Source organism: Pseudomonas batumici, assembly GCF_000820515.1.
GTDB classification, from domain to species: domain Bacteria; phylum Pseudomonadota; class Gammaproteobacteria; order Pseudomonadales; family Pseudomonadaceae; genus Aquipseudomonas; species Aquipseudomonas batumici.
Genome location: NZ_JXDG01000031.1, coordinates 90,208 through 115,463, shown reverse-complemented (window position 1 = coordinate 115,463; position 25,256 = coordinate 90,208). Strand labels below are relative to the sequence as shown.

Here is a 25,256-nt window from a genome sequence, read left to right as displayed (position 1 = left end):
CTGCTGAAGTCCGAGTCAGCCAGACACCTGACCGTCACCTCGAATGCCTTTGGCGCCCTGGCGGAGCGCGCAAGGGAAGTCGCCGCAGAGCAGGCCCGGCTGGCAGCCGAGGCTGAAGCGCGAGGCAAGGTGATGCAAGCACACAGCTTCAGGCTCGCGCCGGCAGGCACAACCCAGCTGAGCGTGGCAGCAGGCACCATCGCGATTACGGCGGGCTCCAGTCTGACGCTGGAGGCCGCCATCCAGGCAGGGATCCAGGCCCTGAAAGCCCTTGGCGGCGCTGTGCTTGATCGTGCCACTGGGGTGGGTATCGGCCTGCTGCTGTATTCACCCTCGCTGGGCAACAGTGACCTGTATCCGCCGACCAGCTTGAGTCTGCCGGCCAAGGACCTGATACCGGACTTGCCGGAAAATTTGCCGGAGATAGCGGCAGCCGGTGGCACGGTGGATCTGCCGTATCGGGTTTACGGCGACCGCTCGAAGTACTCGGTGATTGCCACGCAAGCCAATGGCGGGTTATCGCCAAAGGTGCCGGTCAGGGCCCTGACACTGGATCCCGTGGCCAATGCCTATACCTTCACCACGGCCGATACGCCGCCGATCACCCTGACTTTTCCGATTGCGGTGCCCGGTGACAGTTCCACCGTAACACCGGTACAACCTGTAGAGATCCCGACCTACACGGGGGTCACGCTGACCCCGATCGCGGTGAAGGCCGAGCCCTTACCGGCGGCGGATCAGTGGGATATCCGCGATGCTATCTATACTTTTCCTGCGGATTCGGGATTACCACCGATCTATGTGGTGCTCAGTGAGTCTTTGGATTCAGGCATATTTACTCGCCGTCAACTGCAAAGAAAATTTAAAGCTCATGCCAAAATTTTCGGGGTAACTGAAGAAAATTCCAATACAGAAACACTGACAAAATTCAGAGATGGAATTCTTGTTCATCTCAGAGACAAGGCTACCATTGAAAAAGGAACCTACCATCATGCCAAGGGATCGAGGGTGTTCTTCAATCCCAATACCAGTGTCGTTGTCATACTGGAAGAGGATGGGAGCTTTTTAAGTGGCTGGCATATAGAGCCTGGTTCGTCGCAGTATATTAATTACATGGTTAACGAGGTTTTGTGATGAGTGTTAATCTTGTTGTTTTTGCAAAAAAATTCGTTGCTGGGGAGGTCTCGGCAGATCAGTTTGCTGTCCCCTACATTAAATCTTGGTATCAAGAGGGGGAGGATGGGACTTTGCGAAAAGATGACGCTCAGCTCTCAGAGTGCTGCTCGGATATTTTTATGCATGCTGATTGTTATGAGCCGGAACCTGATCGCAGAGAGTCCGAGACTGATGAGGAAGAGTTTCGAAAACGAGTAAGAGACACTCTGGAGAAATTTCAGTTTCTCTGAGTGCGCTGTTTTGGCGCAGAGTTAATTTATTTTTGGTAAGTATATGGGATTAAAAAGTGCGCTTGAAGAATATACTGAGGCTGAATTTCTTGAGCTTCTCAATAAGATATGGGCAATAGACGTTGCCTCAGAGGATGAGCATGACAAGCTTATTGAGCACTTCGCCAGTGTCACGGAGCACCCGCGAGGTAATGGGTTGATTTTCTACCCGGAAGCTGGTGTTGAGGATAGTCCGCAAGGTGTTCTAGCCGTTGTGAAAAGTTGGCGGGCTGCGAATGGCAAGCCAGGCTTCAAAATGTCTTGATTAATAAAAGTCGCCAAACTCAGTTGCCGAGTAAATATCAGTGACTGAGGGCTTAGTCATGACGCCAGAAAACTGGTTGTAGATGGTGAAATCAGAGGTCGGAAAAGTGGTTGGTATATAGAGTTTGTATCTGGTTTGCATCTGTCTCCTAGTACAGCGCAGTATGATAATTACATTGCTGATGGGGTGCTGCAATGAGTATGAAATTGATTGGGCTGGCAAGGCAGTTGCTGTAGTTAAAAATAACGGCCACCGATTTCGAACGGGAGTATTTAAATGCCTGGAGGGAAGAGGCCGAGTCAGGGGCCTTAAGCCAAGACCCTCCGGACATAGGAGAGTGTGGCTCCGCACTATTCATCCTTGCGGACTGTTATACATCGGAGCCTGATCGCCGAGAGAGTGAGTTGGATGAGGAGGGTTTGCTGAGAGAGGTTAAAGCCACTTTGGAGAAATACCAGCTTCTCTGAGTGTCTCCTTCAGCGCATGGCCAATCGGGGGAAAACACCGTTATCCCGCAAAGGGATAAACGGCGTTGCTTCCTGGCATTTATTTCTGTCAGCGCTGGGTTAAGTCGCTCCTCTCAGCCCAACACCTCACGCAACCGATGCCACAGCATCCCCAGCGCCAGCAACGGCGAGCGAAAGGCCTTGCCGCCCGGGAAGGTCATGTGCGGCACCGCGCTGAAGATATCCATGCCCGTGCTTCGTCCGGCATGGATCGCCTCTGCCAACAACCGCGCGGTCCAGTGGGTTACGTTGACGCCATGCCCTGAATAGCCTTGGGCATAGAACACGTTAGGATGCTGTTGCAGGCGCCCGACCTGGGGGAAACGATTGGCGGTGATGCCGATCATCCCGCCCCATTGATAGTCGATACGCACATCCGCCAGTTGCGGGAACACCTTGAGCATCTTCGGTCGCATATAGGCACCGATATCCGCCGGATCGCGCCCGGAGTAATGGCAGGCACCGCCGAACAACAGACGCTTGTCGGCAGAAAGACGGTAGTAATCCAGCCCGACCTTCTGGTCGCACAGCGACAGGTTCTGCGGAATCAGCTCGGCCGCCACCTCGGGCGCCAGCGGTTCGGTGGCGATGATGTAGCTGCCGGCCGGCAGCACCTTGCCGCTCAAACGGGGTTCCAGGTCTTCCAGGTGCGCATTGCAGGCCAGCACCAGGCTATTGGCGCGTACTGATCCGAACGCACAGCGCACCTCCACGGTACTGCCGTGAACCAGCTCCAGCACCGGGCTGTGCTCGAATATCCGCACCCCCAGCGCCTGCGCCACCCGCGCTTCACCGAGCACCAGGTTGAGCGGGTGCAAATGCCCCGAGCCCCGGTCGATCAGGCCACCGGCATAGATGCTGCTGGCGACCACCTGGGCCATGTCCTGGGGCGCGACAATCCGCGTTTCATGGGCGTAACCCAATTCCGCCAGATGGTCCTGTTCCGCCCGGAACGCCGCGAACTGTGCCGGGGTGTTGGCCAGTTCGCAGAAGCCCCAGCGTAGATCGCAGTCGATGGCGTGCTCGTGTATGCGATTGGCCACCACCTCGACCGACTCGATACCGGCCCGCTCCAGGTAACGTACGCCTTCCTCACCAACGTACTTGGCAAAACCACTGACATCATGACCGATGCCACGAATCAGCTGCCCGCCGTTGCGCCCGCTGGCGCCCCAGCCGATCCGCCGGCCTTCGAGCAGCACCACCGACAGTCCGCGCTGTGCCAGTTCGATGGCGGTGTTGACGCCGGTAAAACCGCCGCCGATCACGCACACATCGGCGCTCACCTGCGATTCGAGCCGGGGATGATCCGGCATCGAACCGGCGGTCGCCGCGTAGTAGGAGCGGGCATGTTCCATTGGGCTGGCTTGACTCATTTGTTGGACTTCACTTTGCTCCAGGAGCGGGTCATCAGGCGCATGATCTCAGGCGTCGGCGTGGTGGAGATGTAGAGCTTATCGAGGACCTCCTGGGACGGATAGACCTCGGGGTTGTTCACCAGCGCCACGTCCATGTACTGCTTGGCCGCCGGATTGGGGTTGGCGTAGCCGACGGTGGCGCTGACCTTGGCAATCACCTGCGGGTCCAGCAGGTTGTTGATGAAGGCGTGGGCTTGCTTGACGTTGGCCGCATCCGCGGGAATCGCCAGCAGGTCGAACCACAGGTTGCTGCCCTCCTTGGGAATCGAGTAGGCGATGTTCACCCCGTTCTTCGCTTCCTTGGCCCGGTTGGCGGCCTGGAACACGTCGCCCGAGTAACCGAAGGCGACGCAGATATCGCCGTTGGCCAGGTCCGAGATGTACTTGGAGGAGTGGAAGTAGGTGATATAGGGGCGCAGGGTCAGCAGCTTGGCTTCGGCTTTCTTGAAGTCGTCGGGTTTCGAACTGCGCGGGTCCATGCCCATGTAGTTGAGCACCGCCGGGAACACCTCGTCGGCCGAGTCCATGAACGACACACCACATTGGGTGAGCTTTTTCAGGTTCTCCGGTTCGAACAGCACCGCCCAGGAGTCGATATGGTCGATGCCCAGCACCTGCTTGACCTTGTCGACGTTGTAGCCGATACCGTTGGTGCCCCACAGGTACGGCACCGAGTGTTCATTGCCCGGATCGTTCTGCTCCAGCAGCGTGAGCAACTTGGGATCGAGATTCTTCCAGTTCGGCAATTGCGCGCGATCCAGCTTCAGGAAGGCCCCAGCTTTCACCTGGCGACCGAGAAAGTGGTTGGAAGGCACCACCACGTCGTAGCCGGTGCGTCCGGCCAGCAACTTGCCCTCCAGGGTTTCGTTGGAGTCGAAGACGTCGTAGATCACCTTGATACCGGTCTTGCCCTGGAAGTCGGCGAGGGTGGTCTCGCCGATGTAATCGGTCCAGTTGTAGACGCTGACGGTCGGCTCGGCCTGGGCGGTCGCGCTGAACAGCAGCGCCAATGCCAGCGGAACGGCGGATTTCAATAGACGCATTCGACACCTCTTGGAGTTGTTTTCGGTCGGGATAAAGGTTCGGAATCAGACGCTCAGCAACAGGAATTCGCGCTCCCAGGAGCTGATCACCCGCTTGAAGTTTTCGTGTTCGGCGCGCTTGACCGCCACATAGCCACGTACGAACTGGGTGCCCAGGTAGCGTTCGAGGGTCGGGCACTCTTCCATGTGCGCCAGTGCGTCCTCGATGGTGATCGGCAGGCGCAGGTTGCGGCGTTCATAGGCCCGGCCTTCGACCTTGGCGCTCGGCTCGACCTGTTCGACCATGCCCAGGTAGCCGCACAACAGGCTCGCGGCAATCGCCAGGTAAGGGTTGGCGTCGGCGCCGGGCAGGCGGTTTTCCACGCGCATGGCGTCGGGGCTGGAGGTCGGTACCCGCAGGCCCACGGTGCGGTTTTCCTCGCCCCACTCGACGTTGACCGGTGCCGAGGTGTCCGGCAGGAAGCGGCGGAACGAGTTGACGTTGGGGGCGAACATCGGCAACACCTTGGGGATGTACTTCTGCAAGCCGCCGATATGGTGCAGGAACAGCTGGCTCATCTGCCCATCGGCATCGACGAAGATCGGTTTGCCGGTGGCGCTGTCGACCACGCTCTGGTGCAGGTGCATGGCACTGCCGGGCTCGTCGGCGATGGGCTTGGCCATGAAGGTCGCGGTCACGTTGTGCTTGAGCGCGGCTTCGCGCAGGGTGCGCTTGAACACGGTGATCTGGTCGGCCAGGTCCAGGGCATCGCCATGACGGAAGTTGATTTCCATCTGCGCCGGGCCGTCTTCGTGGATCAGCGTATCGAGGTCCAGGCCCTGGGCTTCGCACCAGTCGTAGACGTCTTCGAACAGCGGGTCGAATTCGTTGGCGGCATCGATGGAGAACGACTGCCGACCGCTTTCCGCACGGCCCGAACGGCCCAGCGGCGCCTTGAGTGGCAGGTCCGGGTCTTCGCAGCGCTGGGTCAGGTAGAACTCCATTTCCGGTGCGACGATGGGCTGCCAACCCTTGTCGGCGTAGAGCTTGAGGACTTTTTTCAGGACATTGCGTGGCGACAGCTCGATGGGGTTGCCCTGTTTGTCGAAGGTGTCGTGGATCACAATGGCGGTCGGTTCGATGGCCCAGGGCACCACATAGATCGCCGACGAGTCCGGCCGGCAGATCATGTCGATATCGGCGGGATCGAGCAGGTCGTAATAGACATCGTCGTCGACGAAGTCCCCTGTTACCGTTTGCAAAAGCACACTTTCCGGCAGGCGCATGCCTCGCTCATGCAGGAACTTGTTGGTGGGGGCGATCTTGCCGCGGGCGATACCGGTCAGGTCACTGACCACGCACTCTACTTCGGTAATCTTGTGTTCTTTCAGCCAGGAAGACAGCTGATCGAAAGGGGCATTCATAAAGACCTCGTGGTTGGTTTTTTTCTGCGCCGGGTGCCGTGTCTTCATCCCGGTCGAGCGGCGAGAGACTTCCCCCGCGGCGCATTGGCGACTATCTTGGGCGCACGACGGGGATTCCATCTATCCACTTTATGACGCCTAAAATGCACCAAATGAGTGCAAATGGTCATCCGATGACAGAGTCAAACGCCTTGCGGGTTCAAGCGTTCAACACCGCCGATGTGGCCGAGCAGATACGGGTCACACCGGGTTGGGTGCAGCATTACCAGCAGATGTCGCCGGGGCATTTCGCCGGACAGATTCGTTACCTGGACCTGCAAGGGGTGCAGATCTACGAGGAGTGCATGAACACCCGGGTCGAACAGAACTTCAGTGCGCCGTCGGGGGCGTTGGCCTTCTGCTTCGATCGCAGCGACAACGCCTTGTATGTGCTCAACGGCGAGAGCCGCAATATCTGGATCACCCCCGAGAACTATCAGGAAGTGGCGGTGGTGTTCGGTTCGGAGTTCGTTCAGCAGCATGGCCTGGATGTGGCGCGGCTGGAGGGGCTGTTCATGGCGCCGCTCAACTCGCAGCAGAACGGCTTGTTCAGCCGCTGGCTGAGCGGGACCTTGACCCGCCTGGCGCAGACCCTCGACCCGCCGAGCCGGGAAAGCCTCACGCAGCAACTGCTGGATGATTGTCTCTACATCCTCGACAACGCCTGTGTCCGCCTGGACCGGGGCTCCTTGCAACGGCGCGCCGAAGAGCGCTCGATCATGAAGCACATCGGCGAGTGGGCGGCCGACTCGCCTGAGCAGACCCTTAATCTGCTGGAGCTTTCCCAGGTCGCCGGGGTTTCATTGCGCCAGCTGCAGCACGCGTTCAAGGCCTATACCGGGATGACGCCGAGCCACTGGCTGCGCTTGCGCCGGCTCAACAGCGCCCGCCATGAACTGCTCGGGCGCAACGCCCAGGACAAGACGGTGGCCGAGGTGGCGATGAATTGGTCGTTCTGGCACCTGGGGCGGTTCTCCAACAGCTATCGGGCGCTGTTCGGCGAACTGCCGAGCGAGACCCTCAAGCGCGGGCAGCGGCTGCGCTGAGATTGCGTCTCAGGTATCGCGCAACAGGTCGTTGGCGTTGAGCAGGGCGTAGGCGATCTGCGGGTTTTTCTCCAGGCCCCGGCGTATCGCCGCCGGAATCGACTGACGGGTCTTGCGGCACAGGCCGGGATGTTCGTCGATCTGGATGTCGATGCCGCGCATGGTCCGCACTTCATTGAAGCCCGGGGCGACGCTCACGCGGATGCCCAACTGATCGTACATCCGCTGTTGCAGGCGTTCGAGGTCGGCCAGGCTCTGCAGGTTTTCCAGACGCTCGACCAGGCGCTTTTCCTCCTGGCGCGTCAGGCTCAGGATGCGCAGGTCGGCGCCCGGCAGCTGCAGCAGTTGCTCCCGCTCGCAAATGCAGGCGCCGGGTGGGCAGGGCTGGCGGATCGGGAGTGAGACTGTCATGGACTCCGATCATAGCCAACCCGGCCGGCCTTTGCCTATCCGCTTACTGAACGCCCTCCAGCGCGTTCAGGATCTGGTAGGCGGCCTTGACCCTGACCGGGTTGGGATAGTTTTTATTGGCCAGCATCACGATCCCGACTTTCTTCGCCGGTACGTAGACGACATAAGCGCCGAAGCCGCGGGTCGAGCCGGTCTTGTTGAACAGCGCATTCTTTTGCGGCGGGTGCGCCGGATTGAATGGGCTGACCTTGTAGGCCTCGAGTGCCATTTCCGAGGAGTTGCCCGTCAACAACCGATCAAGCTTGACCGGGTAGGGGTAGAACTCCCATCCCAGTCCTTGAGTGGTGGTGCCAGCGACCTGGTAATAACCGCTCTGCGTCAGATCGATGGCTTTGTGCAGCGGGGCCTCGAGGGGTTCCGGCCGGATGTTGGCCTCGACATAGCGCAGCAGGTCGGTCGAGGTGGTCTTGACACCGTAGGCTTCGGCATCCAGTGCGCCGGGACCCACTCTGACGGGTTCGTCATCCTGGGTGTAACCCTGGGCGTAATGGCTCATCCGGGCCTCTGGAACGTGGATGTAGCTGTTCTTGAGGCCGAGCTTGGGAAACAGGGTTTTCTCCATCAGCTCATCGAAAGGGGCCCCCAGGCTTTTCGCCGCCACATAGCCAAAGAGTCCCAGGCTCGGGTTCGAATACTGTCGATGGGTGCCCGCCGCATAGGTCGGTTTCCATTGCTTGAAGTAGTCGAGCATCTTGTCCTGGGTGTCGAACGCGTCCGGGAACTGCAGGGGCAGGCCACCGGCCGAGTAGGTGCCGAGCTGGAGCACCGTGATGCGGTCGAACGCGCTGCCTTGCAGCTCCGGCAGGTAGTGGCTGACGCGCTCCGACGGGTTGAGTTTGCCCTGCGCCTGGGCATAGCCGGCAAGGGTCGCGGTGAAGGTCTTGCTGACCGAGCCGATCTCGAACAGCGTGTCATCGGTCACGGGTTGCTGGTTCGTCTTCGAAGCCACCCCGTAGTTGAAGTAATACGGCTTCTCGTTGACGAGGACAGCCACCGCCATGCCGGGAATGTTCTGCTTCTGCATGACGGGGCCGATGGCGGCGTCGACGATGGCCTTGATGTTGTCCTGGGTGTTGTCCGCCGCGAAGCTGTGGCTGGCGCCGATCAGCAGGAGGGACGTTACGAGGACTTCCAGTTTGGCAAGGTTCTTTTTGAACATGGCTCGAAGGCTCCCAATATGTTTCATTATGTTAACCGCTCACCCTGGAGCGGTTTTTTGCGTCGAAAATACGCCGGTCGGATGACCCCTCTGCGTTAATGGAGGGTGGTAACCCCCTATTTACGCGGTTTTTCGTGAGTTTTAGCGGTCCATGCACGTGCCTGGACGCTGAATGTAGTCAGCGTGGGGGAAATCGACAAACAATGAAATTTCGGATTAGCCATTAGGAAAACTAGGAACTCGATCATGGTTCGACCGCACTTGCCGCTTAATGCGCTGCGCGCCTTCGAGGCGTCCGCGCGGCACCTGAGCTTCACCCGGGCGGCGATCGAGCTGTGCGTGACCCAGGCGGCGGTGAGCCATCAGGTCAAGGGGCTTGAACGGCAGCTGAAGGTGACACTGTTCAAGCGAATTGCGCGAGGACTGATGTTGACGGCCGAAGGCGAAAGCCTGTTGCCGGTGCTGAACGAGTCCTTCGACCGGATTGCCCAGACGTTGGGGCGGTTCGAGGGTGGGCACTATCGGGAGGTGTTGACGGTGGGTGCCGTGGGGACTTTTGCGCTGGGCTGGCTGTTGCCGCGCCTGGCTGATTTCCGCGCCCGCTATCCCTTTATCGACTTGCGTCTGTCGACCCACAACAACCGGGTCGATGTGGCCGCCGAAGGCCTTGATTTTGCCATCCGCTTCGGCGCCGGGGCGTGGCACGGCGTGGAGGCCATGCACCTGCTGGAAACGCCCCTATCGGTGGTGTGCACTCCGCAGATTGCGCGACAACTGAAGAGCCCGGCCGATGTGCTGAAGCAGACGCTGTTGCGTTCCTATCGGACTGACGAGTGGCCACGATGGTTTCAGGCGGCCGGCTTGCCGGTCGAGGGGAGGGTACCCGACAGCATCGTCTTCGATTCCTCGCTGGCGATGATGGAGGCGGCCCTGCAGGGGATTGGCGTCGCCCTGGTGCCGGTGATGATGTTCTCCCGGCAATTGGCTGCCGAGGAGGTTCGACAACCTTTCGATATCGGTATCGCCACGGGCAGCTATTGGCTGACGCGTTTGCAATCCCGTCCTGAAACCTCGGCGATGGTGGCGTTCAGGGGCTGGTTGGTGGAAGCCGTAGCCACGGCTTGAGCCGCGTTCAAGTGTGAAGCAGGGCAATGGCGAAGGACACGACAACGGCGCAGGCAATGGCAAAATTGAGATTCATGGGCTTCGTCCGGGAGAGTAGGGGCGAGCATATCCTGGACGAATCTCGGAAAAATAAAAAATTCTGTTTTGCGATTTGAATGATTAATCGAAATGATGATTCAAACGCCGGGTTATATCTCCCCATGGCTGTCAGGCGGGCACGGGGCCCCGACTCAGTTGGTTGTACATCTTGACCCGGCGGTGGTTCCTGCCATAGCCGCCCAAGGCCGCCACCGTCCCGCTCTGGATATGGTCCAGATAGCGAAAGAGCTGGCGTGGCGCAATGCACTCGACCCCGTAACCCAGTTCAGTCATCCGATCCTGCAGCTCATAGCCGGGATTGCCGCCGTTTATATGGAAGTGCAGACCGTGTTGTTTGATCAGTCGCGCATTCCACAGCGCGCAAAAGCTCTTGAGATGCTTTTCCCGGAACGGTTTGGGTGTCCTGGCGTTCAGGCCCACGGCACGTAGGCCACGTCGGGTGTAATGCTGGACAAAGCGCGAGGCCAGGCGCCAGGTCGAACGGACAACCCCTCGGTTCAACTGTTCCAGGCAGCCGACCGCCACGACTTCCCGTGGCGCCGAGCACCGCTGGAGCATCAGGCGGAAAACCTCCGGGTCATGGATAAAGGTGTCGGTGTGCAGCAGAAACAGGTACTCGGTTTCGACTTCCGCCAAGGCAAGATCCAGGGCCCGGCCATGGGCGGCGTTCCCGGCCTCCGGCGCGTGGCCCTTGCGCTCGATCAGGTTGATCCAGTCCAGGCTGCGCAAGTAGTCGAGACTGGCATCGTTCGAATCGTTATCGACCACGAACACCGGGGCATCGGTTCCGTGCAGGGCTGTTTGCAGCAACTCCAGGCAGGTCCGGGTCAGTTCGGGGGTCTTGTAGTTGACCAGCACGATGCTGAAGTTCGCTTGAAGGGGACGCGTGCGCACCATCATGGATAAAGCCTCGCTCATGGGCTGATGTGAGTGCCTGGATGTTCAGGCGTGGGCGCATTCTGTAAGGGGGCGGGTTTCAGGCGATTCTCCGGCGGGTAACATTTTTGACACCTGTCGCTACCGTTGTTTGCCCGGTCAAGGTCGGCAAGCGCCCGGGCCTGACGGGGTGGCGACCTATACTCAAGACAGGGGATGCCGGCGGCACGCGTGTGCTTGACCCGGCTTTCGGGAGTTGCAATCTTGAGCCCGCGTGTGCTGATCGTTGCCTTGGTGATGGTGTTGGCCGGATGCGCCGGTCTTGACCGCGCCCGTGAAACGTCGGCACCGTCTTCGGTTTCCTCGGCGGTCTGGCAGCAAGTCGATGTCGATCTCATCCAGGCGTCCGAGCAGGCCACTTTGCAATCCGACGCCTGGGCGCGCAGCGCCATGGAGTATTGGCGTACGCGGATCTATCAGCAGACCGACGAAAAATTCATTCCCTGGTTTGACGATTATTGGACCCAGGAGTGGTTGTCGATCAAAGTCGGTTGGTACCAGCTCAATGACCGGGGCGAGCAGGATGCGTCAGCCACGCGCCTGGCGAGCTATCTGCAGGAGCAGTATCGAGCACGGGTACTGGCCCCTGTGGCGCTGGAGACCGATCCCGACGCCATCATGGATCAGGCGGCGCAGTTTTACCTTGAGCAGTTGGGTAAGCAGCTAGGGTTGATCGCTCAGCGTTATGGTGTGCCGGCGGACCAGTTCGACCAGCACATCAACCAGATCCCGGCGATTTCCCTGGCCCCGCCCGCGGATCATAACGTGTCGCTCTATCAAGCGCTGAGGGCTGCGCCGTTGGCCCGGTTGCCGGCCTATGTGGCCTTGGACGCCCGTATTCACAAGGCAGGGGGCGCGAGTGAAGGCACATCGAGCGCGGGTATCAATTTGGTCGCGAAACAGACCAGCGAGAAACTCCAGGGTGAGTTCGCCAGTCGCGGGGCGGCCGGTGCGGTCGCGACGGCGGTCGGGCGGGTGGCCGGGGCGATGATCTCCCTGGGGGTGGCGGGTTTGCGTGCCGTCGTCCACGAGCATGAGCAACCGGATACCCGGGTGCGACTTCGCAAGAGCCTGGGGGAGGCCTTCGACAAGGCGTGGCTCAAGCTGGTATCGGATCCGAACACCGGGGTGATGGCCGCGACCTACTATCTTTCGGCACAGATCGAAGGGCATCTCGCGACAGCGATGGAGCAGCGGGGCGGGACCGAACCCGCGCAGAAGGTGACCCCGGGTCTTTGAGCAAGGCGATGAGACTCAACACGGGCTCCTCTATCAGGTAGAGTCGGCGGGCACGTAGCTGCCTATCCATCGGAATCCGACCCCTTCATGCAAAAAAACTCCCAGCGCCCGCTTTGGCAAACCTATCTGGTTTTTCTGGCACCCATGGTGCTTTCCAATTTCCTCCAGTCGTTCTCCGGCACCCTCAACAGCATCTACATCGGCCAACTGCTCGGCACCCAGGCATTGGCGTCGGTGTCGGGGATGTTTCCCATCGTCTTCTTCTTTATCGCCCTGATCATCGGGCTGGGGGCGGGGGCCTCGGTGTTGATCGGGCAAGCCTGGGGCGCCCGCGAGCCGGACTCGGTCAAGGCGGTTGCCGGCACGACACTGGCCCTGGGTGTCCTGATCGGCCTGGTCGCGGCCGTGCTGGGCAGCGTGTTTGCGCGCCCGGCCCTGATCGGCCTGGGCACGCCCGCCGACGTGCTCGACGAAGCGGTCGGCTATGCCCAGGTGATGATGTTGATCATGCCGCTGTTGCTGGTCTTCGTGCTCTTCACCCAGTTGCTGCGTGGCATCAGCGATACGCTGTCGCCGCTGCTGGCTTTGGCGGTCTCCACCTGCACCGGCTTGTTCCTGACCCCGGCGCTGATTCGCGGCTGGCTGGGATTGCCGCAGATGGGCATCCGCAGCGCGGCCGTGGCCGGGCTGGTGGGTACTGCGTTGGCGATGATCTTCCTGGCCTTGCGCCTGCTTCGTAAAGCCAGCGTCCTGGCCCCGGACCGGGCGTTGCTGATGGCGATGCGACTGGATTGGGAGATCCTGGGCAAAGTCCTGAAAATCGGTCTGCCCACGGGCTTGCAGATGGTGGTGCTGTCGCTGTCCGAGCTGGTGATCCTGTCCCTGGTCAACCATCACGGCTCCCAGGCGACGGCGGCGTATGGCGCGGTGACCCAGATCGTCAACTACGTACAGTTCCCGGCGTTGTCGATTGCGATTACCGCGTCGATTCTCGGTGCCCAGGCCATTGGCGCGGGGCGTCTGGAGCGCATGGGACCGATCCTGCGCACGGGCCTGATGATCAACACCTGCCTGACCGGCGCACTGATCGTCCTGGGGTATGGGTTGTCCCACTGGTTGCTGGGCCTGTTCATCACCGACCCGACCACCCGGGCCCAGGCCGAGCACCTGTTGCACATCATGCTCTGGAGCATCCTGGTCTTCGGTTTCCAGGCGGCGATAGGCGGCATCATGCGGGCCAGCGGCACGGTGCTGGCACCGGTGCTCATCTCGGTGTTCTGCATCGTCGGGGTGGAGTTGCCGGTGGCTTATCTGCTCGATGCGCGTTTCGGCCTGGAAGGGGTATGGATGGCTTTTCCGGTGGCTTACCTGTGCATGTTGGGGATGCAGACCACCTATTACCGGGGCGTGTGGCGCTATAAGCGGATCGAACGGTTGATTTGACCGGACGATGGCGCCCAAGGCCGGCAGCCGGCTACTCACTCAGAGACGGGAGATGTTTCTCAGGGTGATCGGCACGATCATCCGGTGAAAAGGCCCTACGGGAAGCATGTAGAGCTTGCCCAGGAGATTGTGTGTGCGCACCACCGTTGACAGGGTGAGCGTGCGTGTGCCTTCCGGCGTCGCTGCTGAGCGATTGAGTGTCAGGTAGACGTCCAGGTGCTTGTCCTTGTCGGCGAGCACCACTTCATCGGGTCGATTGGCGATCAGGGTGAAGATGCCCACCCGGTCATTTTCGCCGTAGGACGCATCGTCCCTGGACAGGTCGACCCGGGTCAGGTGCCCAAGGTCCTTGAGCCCGAATAGCTGGACCAGGCGATTGCGCAATACCATCAGGTTATCGATCCAGGCCGGTGTCATCGACATCAGGTTCAAGGCATGCCGCAGGGCGGTGCGCTCGGTGTTGTCGACCTCCACGCATTGGCTATCGATGAAACTCGCGCCCGGCAGGTATTGATGAATGGCCGAGTCGATGGGAAGAGGGCATGTCCGTATGCGGGGGTTCATCGCGTCTCCTTGAAAGAAAAAAAGGGCACCTTCCGGTGCCCTTGTTCATCGGCTAAAGGCCCTTGGCCTTGGGGATGTAGGCCACGCTGCCACTCTCTTTCTTCTTGGCGATCCGCGCCCCATTGGTGAGCTCGGTGGTGACCACGTCATGGTCGGCCGAGAAGTAGCTCAACGGCACCTCGTCGTGCTTGCTGTAGCTGGTGACGATCAGCGTGCGTGCCGGGTCCCAGCGCTGGCCACTGGTCTTCTCCAGCCAGGCCATGAACGCAGCGCTATCGCCGGTACGTGGGTAGTCCTGGGAGTTGTTGACGTAGTAGAACGGCGTGCCCTGGTTGTTCATGTACATCGGCACTTTGTTGTCCACCTCGATCATGACCATTTTCCATTCATCCCAAGGCATTTGCTGACTGGCCTTGGCACGCACGTCGTCGGCGAACTTGATCACGCCGCCGCCGCCGTTGGTCCATGGATAGAGCACGCCGATCACCAGCAGCAGAAACACCGCCGTCGCACCGAAGCCCTTGGCCCAGCCCGGTCCCGCGACCTTGCCGGCAGCGCGCTTCTCTTCGAGGCGCCGGGTGACCCACCAGGCCGCCAGCAATTGGGCGAACGGCACCAGGGGCAGCACATAGTAGCTGCGCCGACTGCCACTGAGGGTGAAGAACAGGAACAACAGCCCCAGTGCCCAGACCAGCCAGCGGGTATTGGGCTCGATCGTTTTCCATTGGCGTATGGCGACCCACAGGCCGAGGATCCAGCACGGAGCCCAGGGCAGGGTGTAGGCCGGCAGGTAGATCAGGTAGGTGTAGATCGGCCCCATATGGTCGAAGGGGTTGAAGAAACGGACAACGTTTTCCTTGAACACCAGCGCCAGGCCGCTCTCGCCATAGGTCGGCGAACCGTAGAAATGCGACAGCGCGAAGGGGGTGGCATACAGCGCGCCGGCAATCGCCAGGGCGACGAACAGGCGGGGGTTGAGGTGACGTTTCCAGCGCCCGTCAGCCAGTACGTGCGGCAGCAGGATCAGTCCCGGCAGGATGAAACCGATCAGCCCCTTGAGCAGCGAAGTCAGGGACAGGATCAGGAAAAACACCGTGTAGCGGCCCAGTCGGGTGTCATCCGGCCCACGCCAGTACCACCAGATGGCCGCGACCACGCCAAACACCGTGAGGATGTCGGCTGTCGCCACCCGTGCCCAGAACACGAAATAGAAGGTGGTGGCCAGCATCCAGCCGGCGATCAGGCCAGTGCCCTTGCGCCACAGGCGCTCGCCGATCAGGTAGACCAGCCAGACCGTCAGCCAGGCGGCAATCACCGACGACAGTCGCAGCGACCAGTGGCCCAGGCCACCCATCAGGCCGGCGCTGGCGGTGATCAGCCAGTAGGAGGGCAGTGGTTTGTCGTAGTAGGGAGACCCCCTGAGGTAGGGGTCGAAGTAGTTGCCCGACTGCAACATCTGCAGGGCGATGTTGGCCCAGCGCGTTTCCGCGCCCCACAACTCCCGTTGGCCCAGGCCAACCAGCAGCAGGAGGGCGGTTACGATAAGCAGAAGCGTCAGTGCGCCTTTGTCGGTTTTCCAGAAACTTTGATTCATGGGGTGGGGATTCATGGTTGGGTCTGCGGGAAGATCATGATGATGGTATTACCCTTCTGATAACGCTTGCCGTCCAGTGGAAGCTGCTCGACTTCACGCATTTCGTCCACGCTCTTGACGCGCAGGACTACACCGACCGAGCCCTGTTTACGGGCCTCGGTCATCCATTGTTCGATGCTGGCGGAGTTGACCTGCCGCTCGGCGGCATCAGGATAGTCGAGACCGTACTTCAATTCACCCGCTGTGTTGAACAAATCCACCCGCGGACGTTGCAGGCGCCAGGAGAGCGCGGAGGCGGCGCCCAGTTCGTTGCTGAGCAGGCGGTTGGTCTGGCGCAATTCATCGACATGTTCTGCAATAAATTGATCCGGCATCCTCTCGTTGATGATGCTGGCCGGCATGCCCGCCGGCAGCAGCGCCACCAGCAAGCCGATCCCCAGCGCCGGCATGGCCCAGAGGGTCAGCGGGCGCAACGCTTGCAGGGCGTTGGCAATGATCCAACCCATCAGCATGATGAACACCAGCGAGAGATTGAAGACTTCCGCATGGCTGTTGCTGTAGATCGAACGGCTGGTTTGCAGGTAGATCAGCGCGACCAGGGCGACCACGCCCAGGACCAGGTTGAGCCAGCCATTGATCCGCAGCAGCCGGCCTTCGGCACGGGCCACGCGATCGATCAACGCATTGCCCATCATCAGCGCCAGTGGCAACAGGCACGGCATGATGTAGGTCGGCAGCTTGCCTCGGCTCAGGCTGAAGAAGGCCAGGGGCAACAGGAACCACAGCCACAGGAAGCCGGTGCCGGCCTGGCGCTTTTCCTGCCAGGCCTGCTTGAAGGTCGGGACCAGCAGCACCGACCACGGCAGGCAGGACACCACCAGCAGCGGCAGGTAGAACCACCAGGGCCGGGCATGCTGGGCGTTATCACCAGCAAAGCGCTGGATGTGTTCATGCCAGAAGAAGAAATTCCAGTAGTCGGGCTCCTGGGCGTTGACCGCCAACACCCAGGGCAGCGCGACGATGACCGCCACGACTACCGCCAGCGGGCCATAGCGCAACAGTTCACCCAGGCGACGCTGCCAGAGCATGTAGGGCAGGGCGATCAGTACCGGCAGCAGCAAGGCGAGGAAACCCTTGGTCAGGAAGCCCATGCCGCAGGCCAGGCCCAGCCCGGCCCAGGCGTACAGGCGATGGCGTCGCTCGGTGCTGTCGACCGCGAACCAGAAGGCGAAGAGACTCAGGTTCGACCACAGGGTGAATTGCGGGTCGAGGTTGGCGTAGCCGGCTTGCCCGGCGATCAAGCCGAAGCTCATGAACAGCAAGGCCGAGGCGAAGCTCTTGCGCGGGTCGTTCCACAGGCGTCGGGCGATCAGGTAGGTCAGCAGCACGCTGAGGCCGGTGGAGAAAGCCGACGCCACACGCACCCCGAAAAGGTTGTCACCAAATATTGCCTGGCCGATGGCGATCATCCAGTAGCCGGCAATGGGTTTTTCGAAGTAGCGCAGGCCCATGAAGTGCGGAGAGGTCCAGTTGCCGCTCAGCAGCATCTCCTGGCTGATCTGGGCGTAGCGGGGTTCGTCGGGAATCCACAGGCCGTGGCTCATCAGAGGCAGCAGGTAGAACACCGCGAAGCCCAGCAGCAGTACCGGTACGGACCAGCGCCTGAGCGTTTCGGCGGAGAGGGGAAAGACGTGAGGGTTCATGGGTCGACCTTAGCGGTGAGCGCCGCGGCTAGGGTTTGAGCGGATCACGCACAATGCATGTACTTGATGGTCCGATCCAGGCTGTCGATGTTTAAAACTGTAAAGGGTGGACAAGGCTGGGCGCGGACGGAGGGGGAATGTAGAGACGCGCAGGTGGGAGTCAAGTGAAAGCGTTGTGAAAAAATCGGAAATATCGCCGAAAGCCCCGTATTACCTGGGCTTCATAAACATTTTGACATAATTCTCCGGCGGTAATCGACGCGGCAGGCGCGAGTGGGCTCGCGCCTGCCGTGATCCTGTTCATGCCCCCGGGGGCCGGTCTTACTCACCGCGAATATACTGTTCCAGTTGCCGGATCAGGTCGGCCTGTTCGGCAATGGCCTCCTTCACCAGGTCACCGATGGACAGCAAGCCGATCAGTTGCCCGTCGTCGACCACCGGAAGATGGCGCAGATGCTTGTCGGTCATGATGTTCATGCAGGTTTGCACGTTCTGGCGTGAATCCACGGTGATGACCGGGGCATTCATGATCTCGTGGACCTTGGTGGTGACCGAACTGAGTCCGTGCAGGATCACTTTGCGGGCGTAATCACGTTCGCTGATGATGCCTACTACCTGGCCGTTGTCGACTACCGGAAGGGCGCCGACATTTTTCGAAGCCATCAGGATCAGGGCTTCGAACACCGTATGGTCATGGGCGATCGTATGCACGCCCTGATGCTGGCTACCCTTGAGTTTCAACAGCTCTGCGACGGTTTTCATGGACGGCTCTCTCTGGCTGTTCTTGCTGTTTTTGTTGGGCGGGGGGTCACATTCCATCGTGACCGTTCTTACAGAATCGTAGACGGATACCGCGAGGGCAATACAGAAAGCGGCATTTAGAGATTGAAAAAACGCCATCTTGGCGTTTTTGGCCGGAGTACGGTGGCGGATGGCGGGTTCGGCAGCCTTAATCCTGGATTTGCAGTGGGATGAACGCGTAGCGCTCGTCGTCTGGCTGGCTCAGTGCGGCGCCGTGTTCAAGGAGGATCCGCGCGGTCGACGGATTCGCCAGTTGAAACCCCCAGGGTGTGTTGTCCGGGGCTGCCTGTGGGCTGTCGCAGACCTCATTGGCCGCGGCAATAAAGCCTTGCATGTCGGGCAGATAGGTGGCAAAACCGTCGCCTTTGAGGGCGGTCGTGCGGATGCCCAGCCGCGTGCAGATCGCCGCTTTCTGCTGGATATCGTCCCGATCGGCCTGGCGTGAGCGCTCGATCAGCGTTGCCAGCTCGCTGTCGACCAGCTGGCCTCCAACGATCAGGGGCGTTCCCTGTTCCCAGGATTCGGGCGGACAATCCTTCATGCCGGGGCGCAATGGGATGTGCGGGTTGATTTCCGCCGGATAGATGCGGCATACCAACGGCCGCCGCTCATAGATGGCGCAGCGGTTATCGGCGTCGAGGTTGCGGCAGGGGCCCTTGTTATAGGCGGCGAACGTTACCGCCAGCCAGGCATGGGTCGTGCCGCTGGGCACCTTGGTCGAACGCCGCCGGGCATGTTCGAACTGCAAGGCCGGAACGCCATGGCCGTTTTCCAGGAAAGCCTCCACCAGGATGATCACGGTACCGCCGTCTGCCGCCCACTGCCGGGACTCGGCCAGTGTCAGCGGAACATGGTGGTCGTTGCAGCATTTGCCGCAGCCCACGCAGGAAAATCGTGTATTGATCAACTTGCCACCTCAGCCAGCTTTTTTGAACCGGAGCACGAGCACCGGTCCCCGTGATTTCACGGAGTTTGAGCTGTGGAGAGGGTGAGTAGCTTTTTTGTTACAAGGTTGAAAAAATAAACTCAGTTATTGGTATTCAGTTGCTTCCAGTCCAGGCCGAACCGCGTATGCAAGCACAGACTTACACCCTGCTCGAAGTCGCCAACGGCAAGCCGATCAAACTCTGGACCCAGGGTGTTCCGGTCGAGCCCGAGGCTCGCCAGCAGCTGATGAACACGGCGAAGATGCCGTTCATCTTCAAGCACATGGCGGTTATGCCGGACGTGCACCTGGGCAAGGGCTCGACCATCGGCAGCGTGATTCCCACGTTGGGCGCAATCATTCCGGCGGCAGTCGGCGTGGATATCGGTTGCGGCATGATTGCCGCCTGCACATCGCTGACTGCCAGCGATCTGCCGGACAACCTGCACGGTTTGCGCACGGCCATCGAACGGGCGGTGCCCCACGGGCGCAACAGTACTCGCGGCGGGCGGGACAAGGGCGCCTGGGATCATATCCCGACCTCGACCGATCTGGCGTGGTCGGTGCTGGGGTCGCGTTTTAAGGCAATCACCGACAAGTACCCCAAGCTGGCGAAGACCAACAACCGCAACCACCTGGGGACCCTGGGTTCAGGCAACCACTTCATCGAAGTCTGCCTGGATGAGGCGAATCGCGTCTGGTTCATGCTGCACAGCGGCTCACGTGGTGTTGGCAACGCCATCGGCAACCTGTTCATCGAGTTGGCCCGGGCCGATATGCGTGGGCACATTGCCAACTTGCCGGATCGGGACCTGGCGTACTTCGAAGAGGGCAGCCGGCATTTTGACGATTACGTCGAAGCGGTCGGCTGGGCTCAGGACTTCGCCCGGCAGAATCGTGCGCTGATGATGCAGGCGGTGATCGCCGCCGCGCGCCAGGTGATCGGCAAGCCGTTTGACGCGGCGCTGGAAGCGGTGAACTGCCATCACAACTATGTGCAGAAGGAGCGGCACTTCGGCGAAGAGGTCCTGGTGACCCGCAAGGGCGCAGTGTCGGCGAAGAAGGGCGAACTGGGCATCATCCCCGGTTCCATGGGAGCCAAGAGCTTCATCGTTCGCGGGCTGGGCAACGAGGAGTCGTTTTGCTCCTGCAGCCATGGCGCCGGTCGGACCATGAGCCGCACCCGGGCCAAGCAACTGTTCACCGTCGAGGACCAGGTCCGCGCAACGGCCCATGTGGAGTGCCGCAAGGATGCGGCGGTGATCGACGAAATTCCGATGGCCTACAAGGACATCGACCAGGTCATGCACGCCCAGCGCGAGTTGGTGGAAGTGCTGCACACCTTGCGGCAGGTGGTGTGTGTAAAGGGATAGAACGGATTGAAAGGACATAAAGATGGAACATACAGAGCGTCACCCGCTGGATAACGCCATGCGCGCCCGGGTGCTGGAGGAGCTTGCGCGGATAGAGCGCGAGCGCAACGTCAAGGTGTTGTATGCCTGTGAGTCCGGTAGCCGTGCCTGGGGCTTTTCGTCGACGGACAGTGATTACGACGTACGGTTTGTCTACGTGGAAAAGCCGGACTGGTTCATCCAGGTCAGCGAAGCGCGGGATGTGATCGAACGGCCCTTGGACGACGAGTTGGATATCAGCGGCTGGGAACTGCGCAAGACCCTCGGGTTATTGCGCAAGTCCAACCCGACCTTGCTCGAGTGGCTCGACTCGCCCCTGGTGTACCGCAGCGAAGAAGTCGCGACCCGGCAATTGCGTGAACTGGCAGAGGCGTTCTATAGCCCGCCGGCCGCGCGCAATCACTACTTGTCGATGGCCAGGAAGAACTTTCGCGGCTACCTGCAGGGCGAGACGGTGCGTTTCAAGAAATATTTCTACGTGCTGCGACCCTTGTTGGCGGTGCGCTGGATCGATATGGGGCTGGGGCGTCCGCCCATGACGTTCGACGCCTTGCTCAAGACCGTCGACGACCCGCGGCTGCTGGAGGAGGTCGATGAGTTGCTGAGGCTCAAGCGCAGTGCCGATGAATCGGCCTACGGCCCTCGGCGTCCGGCGCTGCACGGGTTCATCGAAACACAATTGGAACGCCCGGTACCGGTATTTCCGCGTACCACTGAAGACAGCCAGCGCCTGGACCGCTACCTGAGGGAGATGGTTCGCACCTATGTGTAAAGGAAGGATATGGAAAGGGAAGTGATCGAACTGGATGGCGCCATGGGCGGCGGCCAGGTGTTGCGCAGCGGGCTGAGCCTGTCGATGGTGACAGGGCGGGCGCTGCGGATCGGCAATATTCGGGCGAAGCGCAGTCGTCCCGGCTTGATGCGCCAGCACCTGGCGGCGGTGCTGGCGTCCGCCGAGGTCTGTGGGGCGACGGTGGAGGGCGCGCAACTCGGTTCGCAAAGCCTGTATTTCGAGCCGGGGCCGATTCGTGGTGGGGATTTTCGCTTCGTTATCGGTTCGGCCGGGAGCTGCACCTTGGTGCTGCAAACCGTTTTGCCTGCCTTGTTGCAGGCGCCAGTGCCGAGCCGTGTGGTGATTACCGGCGGAACCCATAACCCGTTGGCGCCGCCGTTCGAGTTTCTCGAACGTGCCTGGTTGCCGCTGTTGCGGCGGATGGGCGCGAAGGTCGAGTTGCAGCTCTCGCGTCATGGTTTTGTGCCGGCGGGGGGCGGTGAATTGGAGGCCTTTATCCAGCCTTCGCTGTTGAAGCCTTTGCACCTGGGCGAGCGGGGAGCTGTGCTTGCGCGTGAAGCCTGCGTATTGCTCAGCGGGGTTGCCGAGTCTGTGGCCGAGCGCGAGTTGGCCAGGGTCGGCAGTCGTTTGGATTTCCCGGGCGAGTCGCGCCGTACGCTGCTGATCGATCCGGCTGAAGGTCCTGGCAACGCGGTGTTGCTGGAATACCGCTGTGAGCAGATGACCGAGGTGTTCTGTGCGTTCGGACAAGCCCGCTTGCGGGCCGAGGCCGTGGCTGATGAAGCGGTCGAGGCCGCCAGGCGCTGGTTGAACAGTAGCGCCGCGGTGGGCGAGCACCTGGCCGATCAGTTGTTGCTGCCCATGGCGCTGGCCGGTGGCGGGAGTTTCACCACGCCCGGCATGACCGAGCATCTGCAAAGCAATATTCGGGTGATCGAGTGTTTTCTGCCGCTCAGGATTGCCTGTACGACAGCGGCAGACGGTGTGTTGAGCATCGAGTGTCGCGCATGATTCGAAGGGGCCGCTAAAAGGGGATAGATTTATTTTTCATGCGTGTCCGATACCCTTGTCTATTCCGGATGCTAAATAAATCGCCACCTCTCAAGGAAATCATGCAGAGACTTTTTACTTCGGCCATAAGCTTTTTCTCCGGTATTCGTTCGATTGTCCTCATGGTGTTCGGGATAGTCTTCCTCGTTTGCGCTGGCATGGCGCTTTACGATGCCGCCACGCTTTGGCAAGCACGCGACTGGCCATCGGTTGCGGCTCGAGTCGATCAATGTTCGATGAACATGCGCTACAGCAAACAGGACTCGTGGTGGGAAGTTTCGGCCGCGTTCAGCTACGGGGACGACTTCGCTCGTCACCACCAGGAAACCTGGACGCCGCCAGATACGCCGAGGTATGGCCGTCACCCTGATCCTGTGATCAGCGATAGTGAGCAGAACGCGCTCGCGAAACGATTCTGCGATAAGGCGGCAGCCGAAGGGCTGAGGGTGTCGCCAGACCATCCATGGATGGCGTGGAGAAGCGAAGCTGTCGCGAGGGGGGAGTGGAACGCGAATTTTGTGATGATAGCGGTGTGTGGTCTGGGCGCAGTGATTCTTATTGCGCTAGGCGTCTCGCTATGGCCGGGAAGGGAAGCCGCGGTGAAGTCGGCCAGTCGAAAAAAACGGACTCAGGTGGCGAGGAAGAAGGTGTAAGAGGGAAGGAACGGGAAGCACAGCTTCCCGTTCAATGACTGAGTCCTGTCAGCTTTGCTACAAAACTCGGCCGTAGCAGTCGTCAAGCGCTCTTCGGCAGAGCGTGGTGGGAGGCCCATTCCGACTTCAGGGTTTGCAGCACGCGACCCATGAAGTCGTTGTCCGCCGCCGCTTTCTTGCCGACGTAGCCCTGACCCCGGCGGTACATCTTGATGCAGGCGAACAGCTCGGGCTTGGCCTGGCTGAAGGCGCGCTCGTCGGTGTAGGGCGAGCGACCGTCGAGTTTTACATCGCCGGTTTCGCTGATCCAGAGGATATGGTCGTCGTGGCTGTCCTTGCGCGATGCGAACAGTCGAGCCAGTTGATCGATAGTCGGTTGATTGTTCAGATTCATGTTAAAGCCCCTTTGACCACTCGTTAATCTGTCTGGTTTACGCGTGTATCGATGCCAAGACGGCGAATCGCTGTGGAGCCGCACGCGGACAGTGGTGTCCGTCGAGTGTGGCGCCGGCCCTGGGCGTGATTCGTGTAGCGGAGGTGAAAGCCTGCTACACACAACGTTTCAACGAGAACAAGCAGCAGCGCGATCCTTGAACGGCGCCGACGACAGTAACGAAGTCAGCCACAAGCATTTTGAGGACGTTAGGCCAGTGCTCATCGCCCGTTGGGACGATCACGCCAGGTCAGCTTCATCAATCTGCCTTGTGGGCAGTACAGATCCGGAACAGCTCGACGGCTTGTCGAGCCTGTTGTAGCAACAGCTTTTGCAACGCTCCCGATCGGGGAGACGGGCCCATCATGCAAGCGCTGAAAGCAGGCGTCAATCATTTTGTAGTGAATATTTTTAAGCACTACATCTTGCAAATTCGTGATTTCTTACAACATTGGGAAAGGGCCGAATGGACGAAATATGACCGGTAAGTCTTGTTTTCAGCGGGTTGCCGGGTACAACCGGCGAATTCGCCGAGTGCGGCACTGTTGCAGCCTTCGTAACAGACCTTTCTTGATCTGTCGGTGTAAATCGGCGCGAGACTGGCCTAAGCTCGGCAGCTTCTGAATCCGCCTCGGGAAACACGATGTCACAGCTATTTCCGACGACGCGCCTGCGTCGCCTGCGCCGAAATGAAAGCCTGCGCGGCTTGTTCCAGGAAACCGAGTTCAGTCTCAACGACCTGGTATTGCCGATCTTCGTGGAGGAGGGCATCGATGACTTCGTGCCCATCACCAGCATGCCCGGGGTGATGCGGATTCCGGAAAAGAAACTGGCGAGCGAGATCGAGCGTTACGCCCGGGCCGGGATCAAGTCGGTGATGACCTTCGGCGTGTCCCATCACCTGGACGCCACGGGTAGCGACACCTGGAACGAGCAGGGCCTGGTCGCGCGCATGGCGCGGATCTGCAAGGACACGGCACCGGAAATGGTGGTGATGTCCGACACCTGTTTCTGCGAGTACACCTCCCATGGTCACTGTGGTGTGCTGCATGGCGATGCCGTCGACAACGACGCCACCCTGGAAAACCTCGGGCGCCAGGCGGTGGTGGCGGCACAGGCGGGGGCGGACTTCATCTCGCCGTCCGCGGCCATGGACGGGCAGGTCCAGGCCATTCGCAGCGCCCTGGATGCCGCCGGTTTTCTCGACACCTCGATCATGGCCTATTCGACCAAGTTCGCCTCGGCGCTCTACGGGCCGTTCCGCGAGGCCGGCGGCACGGCGCTCAAGGGTGATCGCAAGGCTTACCAGATGAACCCGATGAACCGGCGCGAAGCGGTGCGTGAATCGTTGCTGGACGAGCAGGAAGGGGCCGATGCGCTGATGGTCAAGCCGGCCGGTGCCTACCTGGACATCATCCGCGATATCCGCGAAGCGTCACGCTTGCCGCTGGCGGCGTATCAGGTCAGTGGCGAGTACGCGATGATCAAGTTCGGCGCCCTGGCCGGGGCCATCGACGAGCACCGTGTCGTTCGCGAAAGCCTGGGGGCGATCAAGCGCGCCGGGGCGGACATCATCCTCAGTTACTTCGCGATGGACATTGCTCGCGACGGGATCTGACGCGTCACCGATGCGGACAAAAAAAGCCCGGCTGATAAGGCCGGGCTTTTGGTTGGATGCTGCAGTAAAGCG

General features: G+C 60.5%; 25 protein-coding genes. 13 read left to right on the top strand and 12 right to left on the bottom strand.

Going from position 1 to position 25,256, the window contains the following annotated elements; all coding sequences use genetic code 11:
• The 4 genes from UCMB321_RS11885 to UCMB321_RS31735 form a co-directional block, all read left to right on the top strand.
• The coding region (locus UCMB321_RS11885) for an S-type pyocin domain-containing protein (protein ID WP_209437160.1) at positions 1-1,134 on the top strand (1,134 nt) is incomplete at its 5' end.
• Complete coding sequence (locus UCMB321_RS11880) at positions 1,134-1,406, top strand: colicin immunity domain-containing protein (RefSeq protein WP_040066784.1); 273 nt, start codon at positions 1,134-1,136, stop codon at positions 1,404-1,406. The genes UCMB321_RS11885 and UCMB321_RS11880, both read left to right, overlap by 1 nt.
• Before the next feature lie 43 nt (positions 1,407-1,449).
• Positions 1,450-1,710, top strand: coding sequence for a bacteriocin immunity protein (locus tag UCMB321_RS11875; RefSeq protein WP_040066782.1), 261 nt, complete (start codon positions 1,450-1,452; stop codon positions 1,708-1,710).
• Between the two features lie 242 nt (positions 1,711-1,952).
• Positions 1,953-2,177: a colicin immunity domain-containing protein gene (locus tag UCMB321_RS31735; RefSeq protein WP_209437162.1), complete on the top strand. Its 225-nt coding sequence runs from the start codon at positions 1,953-1,955 to the stop codon at positions 2,175-2,177.
• Positions 2,178-2,290: 113 nt separating this feature from the next.
• Here UCMB321_RS31735 and UCMB321_RS11870 read toward each other — a convergent pair whose 3' ends face one another.
• From UCMB321_RS11870 to UCMB321_RS11860, 3 genes are read right to left on the bottom strand one after another with little or no spacing between them, the layout of a single operon-like run.
• A complete protein-coding gene (locus UCMB321_RS11870; protein ID WP_040066780.1) occupies positions 2,291-3,592 on the bottom strand; it encodes an NAD(P)/FAD-dependent oxidoreductase in 1,302 nt (433 codons plus the stop codon).
• The gene (locus tag UCMB321_RS11865) at positions 3,589-4,677 is read right to left on the bottom strand and encodes a polyamine ABC transporter substrate-binding protein (RefSeq protein ID WP_040066778.1); all 1,089 of its coding nucleotides are present in this window, start codon (positions 4,675-4,677) and stop codon (positions 3,589-3,591) included. The genes UCMB321_RS11870 and UCMB321_RS11865 overlap by 4 nt, the downstream gene beginning before the upstream one ends.
• Before the next feature lie 45 nt (positions 4,678-4,722).
• Positions 4,723-6,081 carry a glutamine synthetase family protein gene (locus tag UCMB321_RS11860; RefSeq protein WP_040066812.1) on the bottom strand — a complete coding sequence of 453 codons (1,359 nt, stop codon included), beginning with the start codon at positions 6,079-6,081 and terminating at the stop codon, positions 4,723-4,725.
• Between the two features lie 173 nt (positions 6,082-6,254).
• Between UCMB321_RS11860 and UCMB321_RS11855 the strand changes: the two genes are divergently transcribed.
• On the top strand, positions 6,255-7,166 hold the full coding sequence (locus UCMB321_RS11855) for a helix-turn-helix domain-containing protein (protein WP_040066775.1): 912 nt from the start codon (positions 6,255-6,257) through the stop codon (positions 7,164-7,166).
• A 9-nt stretch (positions 7,167-7,175) separates the two neighbouring features.
• Here UCMB321_RS11855 and UCMB321_RS11850 read toward each other — a convergent pair whose 3' ends face one another.
• Positions 7,176-7,577 carry a hypothetical protein gene (locus tag UCMB321_RS11850; protein WP_040066773.1) on the bottom strand — a complete coding sequence of 134 codons (402 nt, stop codon included), beginning with the start codon at positions 7,575-7,577 and terminating at the stop codon, positions 7,176-7,178.
• Between the two features lie 43 nt (positions 7,578-7,620).
• On the bottom strand, positions 7,621-8,796 hold the full coding sequence (gene ampC, locus UCMB321_RS11845) for a class C beta-lactamase (protein WP_040066771.1): 1,176 nt from the start codon (positions 8,794-8,796) through the stop codon (positions 7,621-7,623).
• Positions 8,797-9,042: 246 nt separating this feature from the next.
• Here ampC and UCMB321_RS11840 point away from each other — a divergent pair, with 246 nt between their 5' ends.
• Positions 9,043-9,921: a LysR family transcriptional regulator gene (locus tag UCMB321_RS11840; RefSeq protein WP_040066769.1), complete on the top strand. Its 879-nt coding sequence runs from the start codon at positions 9,043-9,045 to the stop codon at positions 9,919-9,921.
• Positions 9,922-10,128: 207 nt separating this feature from the next.
• On the opposite strand, the gene UCMB321_RS11835 is transcribed toward UCMB321_RS11840, so the two are convergent.
• Complete coding sequence (locus tag UCMB321_RS11835) at positions 10,129-10,917, bottom strand: glycosyltransferase (RefSeq protein WP_157015925.1); 789 nt, start codon at positions 10,915-10,917, stop codon at positions 10,129-10,131.
• A gap of 243 nt (positions 10,918-11,160) precedes the next feature.
• Between UCMB321_RS11835 and UCMB321_RS11830 the strand changes: the two genes are divergently transcribed.
• Together UCMB321_RS11830 and UCMB321_RS11825 are read left to right on the top strand one after the other, a co-directional pair.
• Positions 11,161-12,195, top strand: coding sequence for a hypothetical protein (locus UCMB321_RS11830; protein WP_157015923.1), 1,035 nt, complete (start codon positions 11,161-11,163; stop codon positions 12,193-12,195).
• Positions 12,196-12,282: 87 nt separating this feature from the next.
• The gene (locus UCMB321_RS11825; RefSeq protein WP_040066766.1) at positions 12,283-13,638 is read left to right on the top strand and encodes an MATE family efflux transporter; all 1,356 of its coding nucleotides are present in this window, start codon (positions 12,283-12,285) and stop codon (positions 13,636-13,638) included.
• A 39-nt stretch (positions 13,639-13,677) separates the two neighbouring features.
• On the opposite strand, the gene UCMB321_RS11820 is transcribed toward UCMB321_RS11825, so the two are convergent.
• From UCMB321_RS11820 to UCMB321_RS11800, 5 genes are all read right to left on the bottom strand, one after another.
• The gene (locus UCMB321_RS11820) at positions 13,678-14,202 is read right to left on the bottom strand and encodes a DUF2867 domain-containing protein (protein WP_040066765.1); all 525 of its coding nucleotides are present in this window, start codon (positions 14,200-14,202) and stop codon (positions 13,678-13,680) included.
• A 52-nt stretch (positions 14,203-14,254) separates the two neighbouring features.
• Positions 14,255-15,796, bottom strand: a complete 1,542-nt coding sequence (locus UCMB321_RS11815; RefSeq protein ID WP_040066763.1) for an ArnT family glycosyltransferase — start codon at positions 15,794-15,796, stop codon at positions 14,255-14,257.
• A gap of 11 nt (positions 15,797-15,807) precedes the next feature.
• On the bottom strand, positions 15,808-17,499 hold the full coding sequence (gene arnT, locus UCMB321_RS11810; protein WP_052451149.1) for a lipid IV(A) 4-amino-4-deoxy-L-arabinosyltransferase: 1,692 nt from the start codon (positions 17,497-17,499) through the stop codon (positions 15,808-15,810).
• A 321-nt stretch (positions 17,500-17,820) separates the two neighbouring features.
• Positions 17,821-18,261, bottom strand: a complete 441-nt coding sequence (locus UCMB321_RS11805) for a CBS domain-containing protein (RefSeq protein WP_040066760.1) — start codon at positions 18,259-18,261, stop codon at positions 17,821-17,823.
• Between the two features lie 187 nt (positions 18,262-18,448).
• Positions 18,449-19,204, bottom strand: coding sequence for a YkgJ family cysteine cluster protein (locus UCMB321_RS11800; protein ID WP_040066805.1), 756 nt, complete (start codon positions 19,202-19,204; stop codon positions 18,449-18,451).
• 167 nt (positions 19,205-19,371) lie between these two features.
• On the opposite strand from UCMB321_RS11800, the gene UCMB321_RS11795 reads away from it, so the two are divergent.
• From UCMB321_RS11795 to UCMB321_RS11780, 4 genes are all read left to right on the top strand, one after another.
• Positions 19,372-20,598: an RtcB family protein gene (locus tag UCMB321_RS11795; RefSeq protein ID WP_040066757.1), complete on the top strand. Its 1,227-nt coding sequence runs from the start codon at positions 19,372-19,374 to the stop codon at positions 20,596-20,598.
• Positions 20,599-20,620: 22 nt separating this feature from the next.
• A complete protein-coding gene (locus UCMB321_RS11790) occupies positions 20,621-21,409 on the top strand; it encodes a nucleotidyltransferase domain-containing protein (protein WP_040066755.1) in 789 nt (262 codons plus the stop codon).
• Positions 21,410-21,418: 9 nt separating this feature from the next.
• Entirely contained in the window at positions 21,419-22,441 is a 1,023-nt protein-coding gene (rtcA, locus tag UCMB321_RS11785; RefSeq protein WP_040066751.1) for an RNA 3'-terminal phosphate cyclase, read from the top strand.
• A 101-nt stretch (positions 22,442-22,542) separates the two neighbouring features.
• A complete protein-coding gene (locus tag UCMB321_RS11780) occupies positions 22,543-23,133 on the top strand; it encodes a hypothetical protein (protein ID WP_040066749.1) in 591 nt (196 codons plus the stop codon).
• Between the two features lie 82 nt (positions 23,134-23,215).
• On the opposite strand, the gene UCMB321_RS11775 is transcribed toward UCMB321_RS11780, so the two are convergent.
• Positions 23,216-23,527, bottom strand: coding sequence for a hypothetical protein (locus UCMB321_RS11775; protein ID WP_040066747.1), 312 nt, complete (start codon positions 23,525-23,527; stop codon positions 23,216-23,218).
• Between the two features lie 682 nt (positions 23,528-24,209).
• Between UCMB321_RS11775 and hemB the strand changes: the two genes are divergently transcribed.
• Positions 24,210-25,184, top strand: a complete 975-nt coding sequence (hemB, locus tag UCMB321_RS11770) for a porphobilinogen synthase (protein ID WP_040066745.1) — start codon at positions 24,210-24,212, stop codon at positions 25,182-25,184.
• Positions 25,185-25,256 lie beyond the last annotated feature (72 nt).

Coding starts and splice junctions, on each gene's coding strand:
- UCMB321_RS11880 (WP_040066784.1), top strand. CDS start 1,134: ATGAGTGTTAATCTTGTTGTTTTTGCAAAAAAATTCGTTGCTGGGGAG.
- UCMB321_RS11875 (WP_040066782.1), top strand. CDS start 1,450: ATGGGATTAAAAAGTGCGCTTGAAGAATATACTGAGGCTGAATTTCTT.
- UCMB321_RS11870 (WP_040066780.1), bottom strand. CDS start 3,592: ATGAGTCAAGCCAGCCCAATGGAACATGCCCGCTCCTACTACGCGGCG.
- UCMB321_RS11865 (WP_040066778.1), bottom strand. CDS start 4,677: ATGCGTCTATTGAAATCCGCCGTTCCGCTGGCATTGGCGCTGCTGTTC.
- UCMB321_RS11860 (WP_040066812.1), bottom strand. CDS start 6,081: ATGAATGCCCCTTTCGATCAGCTGTCTTCCTGGCTGAAAGAACACAAG.
- UCMB321_RS11855 (WP_040066775.1), top strand. CDS start 6,255: ATGACAGAGTCAAACGCCTTGCGGGTTCAAGCGTTCAACACCGCCGAT.
- UCMB321_RS11850 (WP_040066773.1), bottom strand. CDS start 7,577: ATGACAGTCTCACTCCCGATCCGCCAGCCCTGCCCACCCGGCGCCTGC.
- ampC (WP_040066771.1), bottom strand. CDS start 8,796: ATGTTCAAAAAGAACCTTGCCAAACTGGAAGTCCTCGTAACGTCCCTC.
- UCMB321_RS11840 (WP_040066769.1), top strand. CDS start 9,043: ATGGTTCGACCGCACTTGCCGCTTAATGCGCTGCGCGCCTTCGAGGCG.
- UCMB321_RS11835 (WP_157015925.1), bottom strand. CDS start 10,917: ATGGTGCGCACGCGTCCCCTTCAAGCGAACTTCAGCATCGTGCTGGTC.
- UCMB321_RS11825 (WP_040066766.1), top strand. CDS start 12,283: ATGCAAAAAAACTCCCAGCGCCCGCTTTGGCAAACCTATCTGGTTTTT.
- UCMB321_RS11820 (WP_040066765.1), bottom strand. CDS start 14,202: ATGAACCCCCGCATACGGACATGCCCTCTTCCCATCGACTCGGCCATT.
- UCMB321_RS11815 (WP_040066763.1), bottom strand. CDS start 15,796: ATGAATCAAAGTTTCTGGAAAACCGACAAAGGCGCACTGACGCTTCTG.
- arnT (WP_052451149.1), bottom strand. CDS start 17,499: ATGAACCCTCACGTCTTTCCCCTCTCCGCCGAAACGCTCAGGCGCTGG.
- UCMB321_RS11805 (WP_040066760.1), bottom strand. CDS start 18,261: ATGAAAACCGTCGCAGAGCTGTTGAAACTCAAGGGTAGCCAGCATCAG.
- UCMB321_RS11795 (WP_040066757.1), top strand. CDS start 19,372: ATGCAAGCACAGACTTACACCCTGCTCGAAGTCGCCAACGGCAAGCCG.
- UCMB321_RS11790 (WP_040066755.1), top strand. CDS start 20,621: ATGGAACATACAGAGCGTCACCCGCTGGATAACGCCATGCGCGCCCGG.
- rtcA (WP_040066751.1), top strand. CDS start 21,419: ATGGAAAGGGAAGTGATCGAACTGGATGGCGCCATGGGCGGCGGCCAG.
- UCMB321_RS11780 (WP_040066749.1), top strand. CDS start 22,543: ATGCAGAGACTTTTTACTTCGGCCATAAGCTTTTTCTCCGGTATTCGT.
- UCMB321_RS11775 (WP_040066747.1), bottom strand. CDS start 23,527: ATGAATCTGAACAATCAACCGACTATCGATCAACTGGCTCGACTGTTC.
- hemB (WP_040066745.1), top strand. CDS start 24,210: ATGTCACAGCTATTTCCGACGACGCGCCTGCGTCGCCTGCGCCGAAAT.